Origin of the sequence: Gilvimarinus polysaccharolyticus (assembly GCF_001187555.1) — a bacterium.
Classification (GTDB): Bacteria; Pseudomonadota; Gammaproteobacteria; order Pseudomonadales; family Cellvibrionaceae; genus Gilvimarinus; species Gilvimarinus polysaccharolyticus.
Genome location: NZ_LFIJ01000001.1, coordinates 1,407,163 through 1,423,203, shown reverse-complemented (window position 1 = coordinate 1,423,203; position 16,041 = coordinate 1,407,163). Strand labels below are relative to the sequence as shown.

The 16,041-nt window shown below is 50.2% G+C and carries 14 protein-coding genes; 12 read left to right on the top strand and 2 right to left on the bottom strand.

Going from position 1 to position 16,041, the window contains the following annotated elements:
• Positions 1–28 precede the first annotated feature (28 nt).
• The 6 genes from lepA (at position 29) to recO (ending at position 5,513) form a co-directional block, all read left to right on the top strand.
• On the top strand, positions 29–1,831 hold the full coding sequence (gene lepA, locus GILYN3_RS06145; RefSeq protein ID WP_049722025.1) for a translation elongation factor 4: 1,803 nt from the start codon (positions 29–31) through the stop codon (positions 1,829–1,831).
• 17 nt (positions 1,832–1,848) lie between these two features.
• A complete protein-coding gene (gene lepB, locus GILYN3_RS06140; protein ID WP_049722024.1) occupies positions 1,849–2,742 on the top strand; it encodes a signal peptidase I in 894 nt (297 codons plus the stop codon).
• A gap of 94 nt (positions 2,743–2,836) precedes the next feature.
• Positions 2,837–3,226, top strand: a complete 390-nt coding sequence (locus GILYN3_RS06135) for a DUF4845 domain-containing protein (protein ID WP_198147292.1) — start codon at positions 2,837–2,839, stop codon at positions 3,224–3,226.
• Positions 3,227–3,230: 4 nt separating this feature from the next.
• Positions 3,231–3,908, top strand: coding sequence for a ribonuclease III (rnc, locus tag GILYN3_RS06130; RefSeq protein ID WP_049722022.1), 678 nt, complete (start codon positions 3,231–3,233; stop codon positions 3,906–3,908).
• 2 nt (positions 3,909–3,910) lie between these two features.
• On the top strand, positions 3,911–4,813 hold the full coding sequence (gene era, locus GILYN3_RS06125) for a GTPase Era (protein ID WP_049722021.1): 903 nt from the start codon (positions 3,911–3,913) through the stop codon (positions 4,811–4,813).
• Between the two features lie 4 nt (positions 4,814–4,817).
• A complete protein-coding gene (gene recO, locus GILYN3_RS06120) occupies positions 4,818–5,513 on the top strand; it encodes a DNA repair protein RecO (protein ID WP_049722020.1) in 696 nt (231 codons plus the stop codon).
• Here the strand turns inward: recO and GILYN3_RS06115 are convergent.
• Positions 5,488–8,199 carry a response regulator gene (locus GILYN3_RS06115; RefSeq protein ID WP_198147290.1) on the bottom strand — a complete coding sequence of 904 codons (2,712 nt, stop codon included), beginning with the start codon at positions 8,197–8,199 and terminating at the stop codon, positions 5,488–5,490. The two genes, recO and GILYN3_RS06115, sit on opposite strands and share 26 nt — an antisense overlap.
• Before the next feature lie 224 nt (positions 8,200–8,423).
• Between GILYN3_RS06115 and cysM the strand changes: the two genes are divergently transcribed.
• The 4 genes from cysM (at position 8,424) to GILYN3_RS06095 (ending at position 13,214) form a co-directional block, all read left to right on the top strand.
• The gene (gene cysM, locus GILYN3_RS06110; protein WP_049722018.1) at positions 8,424–9,326 is read left to right on the top strand and encodes a cysteine synthase CysM; all 903 of its coding nucleotides are present in this window, start codon (positions 8,424–8,426) and stop codon (positions 9,324–9,326) included.
• Positions 9,323–10,702 carry a 23S rRNA (uracil(1939)-C(5))-methyltransferase RlmD gene (rlmD, locus tag GILYN3_RS06105; RefSeq protein WP_049722017.1) on the top strand — a complete coding sequence of 460 codons (1,380 nt, stop codon included), beginning with the start codon at positions 9,323–9,325 and terminating at the stop codon, positions 10,700–10,702. The genes cysM and rlmD overlap by 4 nt, the downstream gene beginning before the upstream one ends.
• Before the next feature lie 116 nt (positions 10,703–10,818).
• On the top strand, positions 10,819–12,432 hold the full coding sequence (locus GILYN3_RS06100; RefSeq protein ID WP_049722016.1) for an ExeA family protein: 1,614 nt from the start codon (positions 10,819–10,821) through the stop codon (positions 12,430–12,432).
• 2 nt (positions 12,433–12,434) lie between these two features.
• Positions 12,435–13,214: a general secretion pathway protein GspB gene (locus GILYN3_RS06095; RefSeq protein WP_049722015.1), complete on the top strand. Its 780-nt coding sequence runs from the start codon at positions 12,435–12,437 to the stop codon at positions 13,212–13,214.
• A 26-nt stretch (positions 13,215–13,240) separates the two neighbouring features.
• On the opposite strand, the gene GILYN3_RS16615 is transcribed toward GILYN3_RS06095, so the two are convergent.
• Positions 13,241–13,423 carry a hypothetical protein gene (locus GILYN3_RS16615; protein ID WP_198147289.1) on the bottom strand — a complete coding sequence of 61 codons (183 nt, stop codon included), beginning with the start codon at positions 13,421–13,423 and terminating at the stop codon, positions 13,241–13,243.
• Positions 13,424–13,836: 413 nt separating this feature from the next.
• Here GILYN3_RS16615 and GILYN3_RS06090 point away from each other — a divergent pair, with 413 nt between their 5' ends.
• Together GILYN3_RS06090 and GILYN3_RS06085 are read left to right on the top strand one after the other, a co-directional pair.
• Complete coding sequence (locus tag GILYN3_RS06090; protein WP_049722014.1) at positions 13,837–14,511, top strand: pseudouridine synthase; 675 nt, start codon at positions 13,837–13,839, stop codon at positions 14,509–14,511.
• Positions 14,496–16,010: an alpha/beta hydrolase gene (locus GILYN3_RS06085; protein WP_049722013.1), complete on the top strand. Its 1,515-nt coding sequence runs from the start codon at positions 14,496–14,498 to the stop codon at positions 16,008–16,010. Before GILYN3_RS06090 ends, GILYN3_RS06085 begins: the two co-directional genes overlap by 16 nt.
• Positions 16,011–16,041: the final 31 nt, after the last annotated feature.

Here is a 16,041-nt window from a genome sequence, read left to right as displayed (position 1 = left end):
TGTTTAACTCAAGGTGTGCCGCAACTTCGTGACTGATCTTAGCCATATACGTAACTTTTCTATTATTGCCCATATTGACCACGGCAAATCCACTATCGCCGATCGTTTTATTCAAATGTGCGGTGGATTATCCTCCCGTGAAATGGAGCAGCAAGTACTCGATTCTATGGATATCGAGCGCGAGCGGGGCATCACCATTAAAGCCCAGAGTGTCTCGTTAAGCTTCACTTCGGCCCGAGATGGTAAAACCTATCAGCTCAACTTTATTGATACCCCAGGCCACGTGGATTTCTCCTATGAGGTGTCCCGCTCGCTGTCTGCCTGTGAAGGTGCGCTGCTGGTGGTTGATGCCGCACAAGGGGTAGAGGCGCAATCTGTGGCCAATTGCTATACCGCCATTGAGCAGGGCTTGGAAGTTATTCCAGTGTTAAATAAGATGGACCTGCCTCAGTCAGAGCCCGATCGAGTGGCGCAAGAGATTGAGGATGTTATTGGCATCGATGCCACCGAGGCGGTGCGCTGTAGCGCGAAATCGGGCCTTGGCATGGAAGAGGTGCTAGAAGAGCTGGTGCGTTTGGTTCCGCCCCCTGTGGGTGATGTCGATGCGCCGCTACAAGCGTTGATTATCGATTCTTGGTTTGATAACTACATGGGCGTTGTATCGCTGGTGCGGGTGACTCAAGGAACGTTAAAAGTAAAAGATAAAATCTTTACCAAGTCTATTGGTCGGGCGCATGTGGTGGACAGTGTTGGTGTCTTTAACCCTAAGCTGCAAAAGAAAAAAGAGTTAAAAGCTGGTGAAGTAGGCTTTATTGTTGCGGGTATTAAAGATATCCAAGGCGCACCGGTGGGCGACACGATCATTAGCAGTTCACACCCCGATACGCCAGCGCTACCCGGTTTTAAGAAGGTTAAACCCCAGGTGTATGCCGGCATGTTTCCGGTCAGCTCCGATGATTTTGAAAATTTCCGCGATGCACTGCAAAAATTAACCCTTAACGATGCCTCGTTATTCTTTGAGCCCGAAAGCTCTGACGCCTTAGGATTTGGGTTTCGTTGTGGTTTTCTTGGCATGTTGCATATGGAGATCATCCAAGAGCGGCTTGAACGGGAATATGATCTTGATCTGATCACCAGCGCGCCCACAGTGGTGTACGAGGTGGTTAAAACCAATGGCGATATCATTTACGTCGATAACCCTTCGTCTTTACCAGATATCGGTATCATCGATGAAATGCGCGAACCAATCGTCGAAGCTAATATTTTAGTGCCGCAAGAGCACTTGGGCTCGGTGATCACGCTGTGTACAGAAAAACGCGGGATTCAGCGCGATATGCACTATATGGGTAAGCAAGTGTCAGTAAAATACGACATGCCCATGAGCGAGGTGGTGTTGGACTTTTTTGACCGGCTTAAGTCGGTCAGTCGCGGCTTTGCTTCGCTAGATTACAGCTTTACACGTTTTCAGGAGGCTAATTTAGTCCGTTTAGATGTACTGATTAATGGTGATCGGGTCGATGCTCTAGCATTGATTGTGCATCGCGATCACGCGCAAAAAATGGGTCGCAGCCTCACCGAAAAAATGAAAGAGTTGATCCCGCGTCAGATGTTTGATGTTGCGATTCAGGCGGCTATTGGCGGTCATGTTATTGCGCGTACCACGGTTAAAGCTCTGCGTAAAAATGTTACTGCCAAATGTTACGGGGGGGATGCCACCCGTAAGAAGAAGTTGCTGCAAAAGCAAAAAGATGGCAAAAAGCGCATGAAGCAAGTGGGCAATGTTGAAATACCGCAATCGGCCTTTTTGGCTGTGCTGCAAGTCGATAATTAAGCGGAACCTGCTGTCTTATGGATAATATAAATCTACCTTTAATTTTATCGCTGGGTGTATTAATTACCGGCATTATTTGGCTCTACGACATCGTTTTTTTGGCGCGTCCGCGTCGAAAAAAGATTGCTGCAGTAAATGCGCAATTCAAACGCGATGAGAGCAATAAAACGGATACTGAGAAAGCTGATGCCGAGAAGGCTGAATCGACCCCAGACGAAGGGCTTTATCAGCAGGCCATTGGCCAAGCGAGCCGTGAGCCGGTACTGGTTGAGTACAGTAAGTCGTTTTTCCCCGTGTTACTTTTGGTGTTTGTGGTGCGTTCATTTTTAGTCGAGCCGTTTCAAATACCATCGGGCTCGATGGAGCCGACGCTTGATATCGGTGATTTTATTTTGGTGAATAAGTACGCCTATGGTGTACGTTTACCTGTAATCAACAAGCAAATCATACCGGTTAGTAAGCCTGAACGAGGCGATGTGATGGTGTTTTTCCCACCGCACTTACCTGACACTTACTATATTAAACGGGTGATTGGCTTGCCCGGCGATAAAGTTGAGTATATTAATCATAAGTTAACGGTTAATGGCGAAGCGATCTCTGAGGAGTTGCAAGCGGTGCTGCCGGCCGGCCAACCGCAATTTCGCTTAACACAAGAAACTATTGGCGAGCATGAGTTTACCGCCCGTAAATACCTTCGGCCTGGCCGTTACAGTGTGCGGGGCACCTGGGTTGTCCCCGAGGGGCACTACTTTATGATGGGTGATAACCGCGATAACAGTTTTGATAGCCGTGGCTGGGATGACCCTTTCGTGCCCGAGAAAAACATTGTCGGCAAGGCCGTTGTAATCTGGATGCACTGGGAATCATTACTGAGTTTGCCAAGTTTCGATCGGGCAGGCTCGATCGATTAAAACGGTGTTAGGGTGGTAAGTTGAGCTTTTGATGTCGATCGTAAATAGTGTAATTGCAAAGCGCTGCGCGCAGAGGAATGTTATGCGAATAAACATGAAGCAATCTGGTCTTACGGCTATATCGATGCTGATGGTGTTGATTATTTCGGCATTTTTAGCACTGTTTGCTTTTAAAGTGGTGCCGGAATATGTGGAAAATTATTACAATGTCGCCGGTTTAAAAGCCTTGGGGGCTGACAACCCCAATCTCGCTAAAATGAGTACGAAAGAAATAAAAAAAGCTATGAGTCGTTATTACTCTATTAATAATGTTCGGAGTGAAGGGTCTAAACAGATAGAGGTAGTTCGCAATAGTCGTAATGTGTTGGTGATTAACGAGTATGAATCACGGGTTAATCTTATCGCTAACATCGATTTAGTTTTGAGATTTAAGAATGTACTCGACAGCGATAATCCCGACGATTGCTGTAAAGCTGCGGAATAGTAACTTGAACGATATTCTATTTGAACGTCTGCAGCGGCGGCTGGGTTATACTTTTAGTAACAGCGATCGCTTGCGCTTAGCATTAAGCCACCGAAGCGTGGGCGCACATAATAACGAGCGGCTAGAGTTTTTAGGCGACTCGATTTTAAATTTTAGTATTGGTCAGGCGCTGTTTGATATGTTTCCCGAGGCGCGTGAAGGTCAGCTAAGCCGCCTGCGTGCGCAAATGGTAAAAGGCGAGACGTTAGCCGAGATCGCCCGCGAGTTTGACATAGGCCCATGCTTGTTACTGGGTGAGGGTGAGATGAAAAGTGGCGGACAGCGCCGCGATTCAATCTTGGCCGATGCGGTAGAGGCAATTATCGGCGCAATTTATGTAGAGGCGGGTATGGAAACCTGCCGTGCTCGAGTGCTGGCTTGGTATCAGCCGCGACTCGATGCGTTGTCGCTTGACACCCCAGCTAAAGATGCAAAAACTCGACTACAAGAATACATGCAAAGCCGGCAAGCCCCCTTGCCTGATTACCGCGTTGCCGAGGTAGAAGGTGAGGCGCACGCGCAAGTATTTACCGTCGAGTGTCACGTATCTTTATTGGATACCCCAGAGCGAGCGCGGGCCAGTAGCCGCCGAGTCGCCGAAAAAAAATCTGCCGCACAGGCCCTTAAGCGTCTTGGAGTTTAACCATGAGTGACCAACCTGTAACCCGATGTGGCTATGTCGCCATTGTTGGTCGACCTAACGTGGGTAAATCAACCCTGTTGAACCATATGCTGGGGCAAAAGGTCAGTATTACCTCGCGCAAGCCGCAAACGACCCGTAATAATGTTACCGGTATAAAAACCGAAGGCGCCGATCAGATTATTTTTGTCGATACCCCTGGGCTGCACAAGCACGAGCCTCGCGCTATTAATCGCTATATGAATCGTGCCGCCGGCGCCGCCATGAAGGACGTTGATTTGGTCCTGTTTCTGGTTGACCGACTGGTGTGGAATGAAGAGGATGAGCTGGTTGCACGTCAGCTAGAAAATTCTCGTTCGACCATCATTCTGGTGGTTAATAAAATTGATATGATCGAAGATAAAAATCAGTTGCTACCGCACTTGCAATCGTTATCTGAGCGGCTAGGTGTGGCCGAGATTATTCCGTTGTCGGCATTGCGTGGCACTAACCTTGACCGATTGGAAACCATTATTTTGAAATACATCCCAGATGGGATGCATATGTTCGATCAGGATCAGTTTACCGATCGTTCGGCGCGTTTTATGGTGGCCGAAATTGTCCGTGAAAAAATTACCCGTCAACTCGGTGATGAATTACCGCATCAAATGGCGGTAGAAATAGAACAGTATGAGCAACAAGGTAAAACCTTGCATATAGGCGCGGTTATTTTAGTTGAGCGAGAAGGGCAAAAGCGTATCTTGATTGGCAATAAAGGTGACCGTATTAAGCAGATTGGGCAGCAAGCTCGGCTCGATATGGAAAAATTGCTCGACACTAAAATCATGCTTAATCTCTGGGTTAAAGTCAAGTCTGGCTGGTCGGATGATGACCGCGCACTGCGCAGTCTAGGCTACGACGACCTTTAAACTGATGCAGCGTGTAGAGTTGCAGCCGGCTTTCATTGTGCATGCCCGCCCGTATCGGGATACTAGTTTTCTGGTTGATTGCTTTACCCCCGATTACGGTCGTGTGTGCGTAGTGGCGCGAGGTGTTCGTCGGGGTAAAAACAATCAGCGTCCACTTATAAATCCTTTTATTCCACTGCTCGTCTCGTTTCAGGGTAAAGGGTCACTCAAGTTGTTAGTTGCCCTTGAAAGTACCGAGTATCGGTTAAATTTGGTGGGTCTAAGGCTCTTCTCTGGCTTGTACCTTAACGAGCTATTGGTGCGGGTGTTGTCCGAGTGGGATAGTTGTCCAGATTTGTTTCGAAATTATACTGATGCGCTTCGCGCCCTTGCCAGTGACCTTGATGTTGAGGTGGTCTTACGGCGGTTTGAAAAACAATTATTGCAAGAGCTGGGGTACGGTATAGATTGGCATTGCGATGCTTACAGTGGCGCGACACTCGAGGCCGATGCTTGGTATCGCCTTGATGTACAAGAGGGGTTTATTTCGGCGGCCCCCGGAGCGACAGACAATTTATACTCTGGTGCTTGTTTGTTGGATATTGCCAACGATCAGTACCTGTTGCCAGATACAAAAAAAACCGCAAAACAAATTTGCCGACTTTTATTGCGCCCACTGTTAGGCGATCAACCGCTTAAGTCTCGTCAGTTGTTCTCTTAGTAAGCCCAAACGCAGCGTCGATATCTCGGTCCTTAGCCCACTGTTTTAACTGGTTTATTGTGTTGTTTAAGCAGATCATCGTTGGCTCTAAATCATGGGTTTGTCCGGTATTTAGGAGTTTGTCTAGCAAGCCGGTAATGCTGCGTAAATGTGGTACCCCCGTGTAGCAACTGCTGCCGTAAAGTTTATGGGCCTGATCTTGCAGTGCTGCCAAGTCTTGCGCCTTATAGGCGGAATTGAACGCTAGTTGTTCAGCCTCTAAGCTGTCAATCAGCATTGCCAGCATGTCGCGGGCTAGATCTTTTTTGTGATTGGCTAGAGCTAAACATTGCGCAATGTTGACCGGGCTGCTGGGCTCATCGGATGATTTTGTTTCGGTTGTTGGAGCAGGTGTTGGTCGATGTTGAGAAAAAGTTAAACCGGTCCAGCGGTTAAGCATTTGTGCCAGCTGGGATTCGGAAACCGGTTTTCGAATACAGTCATCTAAGCCGGCTATTAATAGATCGGTTTTATATTCGCTGAGGGTGTGGGCGGTTAGGGCGATAATAGGAGTGCGCCGATTGTGATTTGTCTCGCGCTCGCGGATGATTTGGGTGGTTTCCATGCCGTCTATGCCTGGCATTTGAATGTCCATAAAGATTAAATCAAACTCCCCGGCGGAAAATAAACTAACGGCTTGTTCGCCACTGCTGGCTTGGGTGACTGTTACATTTAAATCACGCAGAAGCTCAGTGGTAAGTTGTAAGTTTGCATTGTTGTCATCAACCAGTAAGATTTTTGTTTGTGCTCTGGCGGCCTCGTCTTGTGTCAGTTTTTCGCTTTCGAGCCTGACATCTAAGCTGTGGCTTATGGCGTTTAATAAGTTTGATTGAATAATTGGTTTAGTCACAAATTCAATCGATTTACTGTTGTCGTACTGGCTAAAAATGTCTAGATGAGCGTTGCTACAGCAAACTATCACTTTGCATGAGAACTCTAAAGCCAATTGTTCTGCGATGTTGCCCAGTAATACCGGTGGAAATTTTCGTTCGTCGGGGGCGATATCAATAATAACTAAGTTCTGCTCTCTGCCGGCTAAATGCTCGGTACGAAGGTGCGTAAAAATATCGTGTATTGCATTGAGCCATAATGTTTTAGCTTGCCAGCTGCCCACTAAGCTCTCGATCTGGCGATAGTATAATGGGTTTTCGCAACAGATCAGGATGCGTTTGTTTTTTAAGGTGTTTTGTTCGCTGGCGGCATAATTAGGGTCTACCCCCAGTATCGCGGTAAACCAAAATTGTGCGCCTTTATTGGGTTGGCTTTCGACACCTATCTCGCCCTGCATACGGTCTACTAAACCTTTGCATATGGCAAGCCCAAGACCGGCACCTCCGTGTTTGCGGCTGTTTGATGAATCTGCCTGAGAAAATGCCGAGAATAGTTGTGCTTGTTGTTCTTGGTTAAGGCCGATACCTTCATCTTTAACCGATGCCTTAATGGTGACTTGGTTTTCAATAAAGTTTTCGAGTGTAAACTCAATACAAATGGTGCCGCGCTGACTAAACTTAATTGCGTTGCTTAATAAGTTTGCCAGTACTTGGTTAAAGCGCTGTGGGTCGCCCATAAGCTGAGGCGGTATATTGTTGTCGATAATAGTGACAATTTGCAGGTTTTTTTCTTGCGTCTCAAATGCAAACGTAGCAACAGAGGCTTCGGCTAGAGCGCGTAATGACATTGATGTGTAGTCAAGTTCGAGCTTGCCTGACTCTATTTTAGAGAAGTCGAATATATCATTAATAATGCTTGTCAGATTTTGCGCGGAGTTGTGAATGGTTTGTAAATATTTCTTTTGATCGTCATTGAGCTCGGTTTTTAGTGCAAGGTTGGTGAATCCAATAATGCCGTTCAATGGTGTGCGAATCTCATGGCTGGTGTTTGCCAAAAACTCAGATTTAATATGACTTGCTGCCAGTGCCTCTTTACGGGCTAGATCGAGCTCAACATTTTGTATCTCAATGGTTTCTAATGTCTCTTGTAACTCTTCCATTGATTCATCAATGTGCAGCTGCATATTTTTTTGCGCATGCTCTTGTGCATCGGCCATGGTATTTACGGTGTCGCCCAGCTGCTTAAATTCAGCGGCAATATTGTCTTTTAGGCGAACATCCAAATGGCCTTTGCTCAGCCGATCAATCACTTGCTGAATGTTGGTGAGCGGCTCAACAATATTGCGCAGCAGCCTTTTAGCAAGAAACCCCGCAAGCAGTAAGCCGCTGGCTGTGGTGGCAAAAATAATAAATAATATTTGATAAATATTTACTTGGTATGAGCTGAGTGTTAGCTCTATATCTAGCCAGCCTAAGTTTTGTTGCTTACTTCCCGTGATAATCGGATGACGAAACCGGTAGCCCTCGCGGGTTTGGATCATTTGATTGTCAGAGGTGTTGGCGAGTAATGCCGTGTTGTCGATATTAAATCGTGGTCCACGATGCAGGTGTTGCTCGGTGCTGGCGTTGTATATATGAACCGCACGTACCATCGGCTCGTCTAAAGTGGCCTGAATTAAACTCTCAAGTACCTCCGGTTGGTTATTGTTTAAAGCAATATGTACCAGATGCGCTGTTTTCTCGCTCAGTAACAGCCCGTGTTGTGCAACAAAATCATTAACTTTGGCGACATAAAAAAAGCTTAATGTCGCAGACAATAGCATCGCGAGGCAGAATGTGGGAAGCAAGATAAGCCGCCATATCTCGGTTTTAATGCTGCTTGTTTTCATTGAGAGCTGTAATTCGTCAAATTTGTGGGCGGCCGGGCTTAAAGGAGGATTAACACCTGTTTCCCGAGTTTCATTTGCCGAGTAGAATAGACGGCTTTTATGGGCTGCTGCAAGCGCGGCGCTCGAGAGTTTTGTCTAGCGGCGAGGTAAGCATGAATTTCCCAACCATTGAAACGTACGTGGGCAATACCCCAATGGTGCGGGTTCAGCGATTACTGGGCGAGAGTAGCAATACGTTACTGCTAAAGCTGGAGGGTAATAACCCCGCCGGCTCAGTAAAAGATCGCGCAGCATTAATGATGATTCAAAATGCCCAAGCGCGCGGCGATATCACCCCCGGCGATCGTTTAATTGAAGCGACTAGCGGCAATACCGGCATCGCCTTGGCGATGGTGGCGGCGATTAAAGGCTACCCCTTAACCCTCATCATGCCAGATAACAGCACCGCCGAGCGCAAGGCGTCTATGACAGCATATGGTGCCCGCTTGATTTTAGTGAGCCAAGCGGAGGGCATGGAGGGCGCGCGCGATTTAGCCCTGAAGATGCAAGCCCGTGGCGAGGGCAAAGTGCTCGATCAGTTTGGCAACTTGGACAACCCCGAAGCGCACTACCAAACCACAGGCCCCGAGATCTGGCAGCAGAGCGGCGGGCGCATTACCCACTTTGTCAGCTCTATGGGCACAACAGGCACTATTATGGGGTGCTCGCGTTATTTAAAAGAGCAAAATCCAGCGGTTAATATTATCGGCTTACAGCCTGATGATGGCGCCAGCATTCCCGGCATTAGACGTTGGCCAAAAGCTTATTTACCCTCTATTTACGATGCTTCACGAGTGGATCAGATCGTGAGTATGAGCCAATTCCGGGCCGAGCAAACCATGCGGGCGCTAGCCCGTGAAGAGGGGATATTTTGCGGCGTATCATCGGGTGGTGCTGTGGCGGCAGCCTTAGAGTTGGCCCAAACAATAGAAAACGCCGTGATCGTGGCTATTATTTGTGATCGCGGTGATCGCTATTTGTCGTCGGGCCTATTTGCTGCAGTAACCCCGCAATGAGCCGGCGAGCCCCCGCACGCGGTCGACAACGGCCTAAACCCAAGCGCCAAGTACCACTGGGGCCGCCGCTCACTCTTGAGATCGACTCCTTGGCTCACGACGGTCGCGGTATTGCCCGGCAGCAGGGCAAGATCATCTTTGTCAGTGGCGCCTTGCCTGGCGAGCGTGTAGTTGCCAAAGTGGTGCAGCAGTTAAGCCGCTACAGTGAGGCCCAGTTGCTCGAGGTGCTTAACCCCAGTGAGCAGCGTCAAGCTCCCGCCTGTGTCCATTTTGGTCAGTGCGGTGGCTGCCAGTTGCAGCATTTAAGTGGGCCCGATCAGCTAACCGCTAAGCAGTACACAGTGCTCGATCAGTTGCGGCGCTTTGCCAGCCTCGCGCCCGAGCAAGTTGTCGCGCCCTTAACCGCAAGCGAATTTGGTTATCGTGCCCGAGCACGACTTGGGGTGCAGTTTGCCAAAAATGGCGAGCTAAGCTTGGGGTTTCGGCGTGCAGGAGACAAGCAATTAGTAGCTCTGTCCGAGTGTCCTGTGCTGCAGCCACCGCTGCAGACGGCGCTGGCCCCTTTGGCCACTTGGTTGACGCATTTTAAAGTGCTAGCCGTGACCCACGTTGAGTTAGTGGCGGCGGCTGAGCGCTGCGCGCTGGTTTTACGGGTGATTCGCGCATTAACCGATGATGCCCGTCAGGCACTGCAAAAAATTGCCGATGAACATCACTGGCAGGTATTTTTACAGCCAAGCAGCGATAAAAAATCCCTCACCGATTTAAATAATGCGCCAGTGGATCCGCGTTTATATTATCAATTAGAAACGGCTACAGCCGATCAGGAGCCACTGACTATTGGTTTTCACCCCACCGATTTTACGCAGGTAAATCCAGCGCTTAACCAAAAAATGGTGGCCCAGGTAATCGATTGGCTGGGGTTGTCGCAAAGCGAGTTAATGTGGGATTTATTTTGTGGCGTAGGTAATTTCTCGCTACCCGCAGCGCAATTGGCCGGTCGGGTTGTCGGGGTCGAGGCGATAGAGGCAATGGTTGCGCGTGGGCGCGAAAACGCCACTGCTGCGGGCCTTAACAATCTAGATTTTATCGCCGCCGACTTGAGTCAATCGTCGATTGATAAGCTGATACACAAAGCTGGCCGTCCCGATGCCGTTTTATTGGACCCACCGCGCGATGGTGCTCGTGAAATATGCGAGCAGCTGGGCACACTTAAGCGCGCGCGTATCGTTTATGTCTCTTGTAATCCTGCTACCTTTGCGCGTGATGCACGAATTTTGGTTGATCGCGGGTATCGGTTACAGCGTTTTGGGGTGATGGAGATGTTTCCGCAAACCGCACACCTAGAAACCATGGCGCTACTGGTTAAGGGCTAGACCGAGGTGGTTAAGGGCTAGACCCATGTGGTTAAGGGGTAGCCTCAGGCGATAGGCACAGCGGATGCGACAAGGTATGATCAGGCCTCGATATTAAGCCAACATAATAGGTTTTTATGTACCATCAATACTTCGGCTTGGTAGAGCCCGCGTTTTCTATCGCAGTTAACCCGCGCTACCTGTATATGAGCGATCAGCACAAAGAGGCGCTGGCGCATTTACTTTATGGTGTGCGTGGCGGCGGCTTTGTATTATTAACCGGCGAGGTGGGGACCGGTAAAACCACTATTATTCGCTCGCTGCTGGAGCAATTACCCGAGCTTACCGATATTGCCATGGTGTTTAACCCCATGGCCGAAGTGCCAGAAATGCTGGGCATGATCTGCGATGAGCTTGGTGTTGAGTGTGCGGCCGGTGAAAGCACCCCTAAGTCGCTCACCGATGCACTGTATCGATATCTGCTGGACAACCACCGAAAAGGCCGCAGCACGGTACTGTTAATTGATGAGGCGCAACTGTTGTCGGCCGATGCGCTGGAGCAAATTCGTCTACTAACCAACCTTGAAACCAACACTAAAAAGCTGTTGCAGATTATTTTAGTTGGCCAGCCCGAGTTAAATACGCTGTTATCGCAGCCACGCTTGCGTCAATTGGCGCAGCGTATTACCGCGCGCTTTCATTTATCACCGTTAACCCTGGCCGAAACCGAAGCCTACATTGCGCACCGTTTAAAAGTCGCCGGGTTAACGCAAGATCGCAATCCCTTCCCGCGTCCAATGGTTAAAAAAATCCATCACTTTAGCGGCGGTATTCCTCGGCGTATTAATATTCTTTGCGAGCGCGCGCTGGTTGGCTTGTACGGACACAATAAGCAGCGCGTCGATAACGCAACTTTTCGTCTGGCGCGGCGTGAAGTTGTCGGTAGTTTGGACGAACCGACAAAAGACTTACGCCGTTGGCTGGTGTGGGGGTTGGCATTGGCGTTGGTGGCGACTATTAGCGTGCTATTGTGGCTGCTGTGGCCAGCCTCGGCCAGCAATCGTGATAACAGTAATGTCAGCCATAACAGTAACAGCGCTGTAAATACAGAGGTCACTCAAAGCCAGCTCGAGCTTAGCGCTGCAGCAGAAACCCCCGTTGCCGAATTTGCACGGCTGCAAGAGGCCCAACAAACGCTTTTTGAACACTTAGGTGTGGCCACCGATGACGGTAATCCCTGCTGGCAAACTAAGGTTACTAATGTTCAATGCGAAGCGCATAAATTGAATACTTGGTCCGAGTTGCGCGAGTTAAATCGGCCGTTGGTATTAACCTTAACGACTCCCGATAAATTCACCGCTTATGCGGTATTAACAGGGATTGGCAAAAACAACGCGATGCTTATAACCGCCGATGGCGAGCAAGTACTTATACCTTTAAGCGAGCTTGGCAGGCGTTGGAGTGGTGCGGTATTTTATGTTTGGCACAAGCCAGCCGGTTATGTGGGTGCCATCAGTCAAGGCGATCAAGGGCAAATGGTCAGCTGGTTGGCCGAGCAGTTTGCCGCTCTAGATGGTCAGCCGCGCGGCTTAACCAATGACCGCTTTAACCAGGCATTAACCCAAAGATTAAAAATATTTCAACGCCAGGCGGGGCTAACCGCCGATGGCATACTTGGCCGGCAAACATTACTTAAACTTAACGAGCGATTGGGTATTGATGCCACGTTAAAACCTGTGCAGGAGTTTTAAGCATGTCGTTAATTCTTGATGCACTGCGCAAAGCCGATCACGAGCGCCAACAACAACCGCATGGCGTGCCGGGGATTGATGCACTGCACTCGCCAGCGGAGGCTCCGGTCCAAAAATTATGGCCCTGGATAAGCGCCAGCGTGTTATTGCTATTGGTTTTGTTAATGGCGCTAATCTGGCTGATACTTGAGCGTAATGACGTTGAACCGGTTATAACCAATGTCACGGAGCCGGTACAAATACGCTCGGCTCAATCCAGCGCCATATCTGCGGCGGCTATTGCTCGCGCACCAGCTGCTAAGGAAAATGCTGCAAAAGCTCAAGTAACGGTTGGTACTCAGGCGTCTAGTAGTCAGGCGTCATCTGCACTAAGCGTTGCAGAGCGCCCCGAGCTCGCGCCATCTGCGAGTGCTAAAAAACCAGTGGTCGATGATGAAGTGGCGCAGTTGTATCGCACGCCGCCGCCCGACGAACCACCAGAGACAGTGGCCCCCCGTGTACAAGTGACGCCAGCGCAAATCACGGCGGCAGCGCAGCCTAATATTGCAACGATTCGCGATTTACCCCTGGCAGTACAAAACGACATTCCGACCTTGATCTATACCGCGCACACGTTTCGCCGCAACGATACAAGCGAGGTTATGATTAACAATCAGACGCTGCGCGAGGGGCAAAAGCTAGGCGATTTAACCCTAGAAACCATCACCGAAAGCGGCGTTATTATGCGTAAAGGCGAACATCGTTTTCAGCTTACCGCGTTATCTAGCTGGGTTAATATGTAATGGCGGCAGGTGCAAAGTCGCTTGCTTTAAGCCTCGCAAGTGGTTTGCATATCACCCATCCCCATCCCCATCCCCATCCCCATCCCATCCCATCCCCATCCTCTACGACTCAAGCGCCAATAACCCGCAGCCTCGATACCTACAAAGCCAAGAAGGTTTGCGTAGTGGCTAATAAAGCTTGCCGCAAGGGGTAGTAAAGAGGTTAGCAAAATGGCTGTTGCACCGTTGCGACAAGACAGTTGCGACAAGTAAGAACAAACTTAGAGCATAAGAAGGAGAGGTGTTCGCCGCCGTCATTGCAGCGTCTAACGCTGCCGGTATTTTGTGCACCGAAACACGCGGAGCTAGGGCGTGCATAGTCGGATCGTGGTGGAGTATCGAGTGAACACTCACAGGTAACTCAGGCTTAGCAACGTAACTAGGTCCCTCTATGCTAACGCTGCGGCCGAGCGTATCCCGTTATGTTGGCGGCGAACACCTGCACTTAGTGTAGCAGCATCAGTTTCTATGGCTATGGGCTGCTTAGTTGATCTCGCTCTTAACCAGCGTCGTTATACTTTTTACGGTAATATGGGCCTCTTTTGTGGGCTATTTTTGAGCTTGCCGTGCAGTTAGGATAACTATGTTTGATATTGTCTGGCAGTCTGATCAGGTAGTGGTGATTGATAAACACGCCGGGGCGAACTTTCACTCAGAGCAGGGCGAGGCTGGCTTATTTGCCACGTTAACGCAGACATGCCCAGGCTTGTACCCGGTACATCGACTGGATAAACCCACCTCGGGCCTGTTGGTGATGGCTAAAACCGCCGAGGCCAACAAACAACTGTGCCAGCAGTTTCGCGATAGCCAAGTCGACAAATACTATCTAGCCATCAGCGCTAAAAAACCTCGTAAAAAACAGGGGGCAGTCGTGGGGGACATGAGCAATGCCCGCCGAGGCGCTTGGATGTTAACCCGCGAGCGTAGCAACCCGGCGCGCACCGCTTTTATCAGTCGCAGTCTTGGCGAAGGTCGGCGATTGTTTATGGTTAAGCCTGCCACTGGCCGTACCCACCAAATCCGTGTCGCCCTTAAAAGCGTTGGTTCAGCCATTTTAGGCGATACTTTATATGGTGCCCAAGCATCCGACCGCCTGTATTTGCACGCCTATTCCATAGGCTTTGTTATTGATGGACAGTACCTGCGCTTTACTCGGTTGCCAAGCACTGGCCGTTATTTTGGCGATGAAACCTTTAGCCAGCTAATGGCCGAGCCAGCAATGCTAGAGCCGTGGAGTTTGGCATGGCCCGCCTGCTAAAGCGCGGTGTTGTTTGGGGCTTGGCGATAGGTATTGCAGCCTTGCTAACAGCTTGGTGGTTATTAACGCTCGCCACGCTTGATTCGCCTACTGCCGCGTCCAACAAAGTAATGCCCGGCTCGTGGCAACCGCAGCCTTGTGAGTCAGATGCTGCCGATCTAACCTGTGGCCTGTGGCATACCACCGATGGCCAATTTAACCTACCAGTGGTGATTATTCGCTACCAAGCACAAGACAAACAAGCCACACCGCTACTGTATTTACAGGGTGGCCCAGGCGCTGGTGCCGACATTAATAACAGCGCTGGGTTACAGCGCTGGCGCGCTTGGCGCGACTATGCCGGCTTGCGGCGCGACTTGATTTTATTGGATCGGCGCGGCACCGGCGCCAGCCAACCGCGCCCAGTGTGCCACGGCTACGAGAGCTTTAGCCGTAAAGCCCTAGGGCGCAACCTCAGCTTGCAGCAAGAGTGGGCCGAGGCGCAAACCGTACTTAATGCCTGCTTAACCGCCATGCCCAGCTTTAACCCTGCGCATTATGGCAGCGTTATAAGCGCCACCGATATTAATCAGTTAGGCCTCGCCTTGGGTATCAAACGTTGGCATGTGCTTGGCGTGTCCTACGGTTCGCGTTTAGCTCTAGCCCTAGACACCGTTAAAGTCAGCGGGCAGGGCGGCCCGGTTATCGCCTCGCTCGTGCTAGATTCTGTTTATCCACCACAGCAAGGCGGCCTAATAGACTGGCCCGACACCTTGGCTCGCGCCCTAAACGGTTTTTACCACGCCTGCAGTGGCGATCAAGATTGCCAGGACGCCTGGCAAGCCCAAGGCTTTACCGCCCCCATTCATGCCGATGCTATCCAAGCTACATTATTTGCCAGCTTAAAACTGTTGCGGCAAACACCTATGCAAGTGGATGTGCGGCTGGCAGGTTTACCCCGCCGCGTGGTGGTTAATGATCACCGCTTACTCGCCGCGGTATTTGCCGCCAGCTACCATCGCCACCGCTGGGCCGATGTTATCCATGCGCTGGCGGCAATAGAGTCACGTGATAGAGCACCGCTCGCACGGCTGATGCAACTGTTTGTCTCGCAGGCTTTTTCCGACGCGGTAACCAGCTTTACTTTTATGGCCGTCGATTGCCGCGATAACCGTTTAGGCAGCCAGCAAGAATATCGCGCCGCGGTAGCCCGTCAGCCGCAACTGGCGCCGTACCTAGAGGGTATGTGGCAGGGGCAAATCTGCCACCAGTGGCCCGCCGGCCCACCGCTAACACTGCCTAGGCCGCCCGCGCGGGTGGCATTATTGGCCGGCGAGTTTGACCCCATCACCCCAGTCAGTTGGGCACGCCAATTACACAGCCGTTGGCCTACAAGCCAATTGACCGAATTTAAAGCAATAGGGCACCACGTATTGGGCAGTAAAAGCTGCGCACTGGCGCAGTTAGAGGATTTTTTAAGTCATCAACGCGAGCGCTGGGAAGATTGCGCTGCGCGTTGATTGACGGTCTATTCGCTTACTTCATTGGTTG

Bases quoted from the DNA above. Each gene is read 5' to 3' on its own strand.
- lepB (WP_049722024.1), top strand. From the start codon at position 1,849: ATGGATAATATAAATCTACCTTTAATTTTATCGCTGGGTGTATTAATT.
- GILYN3_RS06135 (WP_198147292.1), top strand. From the start codon at position 2,837: ATGAAGCAATCTGGTCTTACGGCTATATCGATGCTGATGGTGTTGATT.
- era (WP_049722021.1), top strand. From the start codon at position 3,911: ATGAGTGACCAACCTGTAACCCGATGTGGCTATGTCGCCATTGTTGGT.
- recO (WP_049722020.1), top strand. From the start codon at position 4,818: ATGCAGCGTGTAGAGTTGCAGCCGGCTTTCATTGTGCATGCCCGCCCG.
- cysM (WP_049722018.1), top strand. From the start codon at position 8,424: ATGAATTTCCCAACCATTGAAACGTACGTGGGCAATACCCCAATGGTG.
- rlmD (WP_049722017.1), top strand. From the start codon at position 9,323: ATGAGCCGGCGAGCCCCCGCACGCGGTCGACAACGGCCTAAACCCAAG.
- GILYN3_RS06100 (WP_049722016.1), top strand. From the start codon at position 10,819: ATGTACCATCAATACTTCGGCTTGGTAGAGCCCGCGTTTTCTATCGCA.
- GILYN3_RS06095 (WP_049722015.1), top strand. From the start codon at position 12,435: ATGTCGTTAATTCTTGATGCACTGCGCAAAGCCGATCACGAGCGCCAA.
- GILYN3_RS06090 (WP_049722014.1), top strand. From the start codon at position 13,837: ATGTTTGATATTGTCTGGCAGTCTGATCAGGTAGTGGTGATTGATAAA.
- GILYN3_RS06085 (WP_049722013.1), top strand. From the start codon at position 14,496: ATGGCCCGCCTGCTAAAGCGCGGTGTTGTTTGGGGCTTGGCGATAGGT.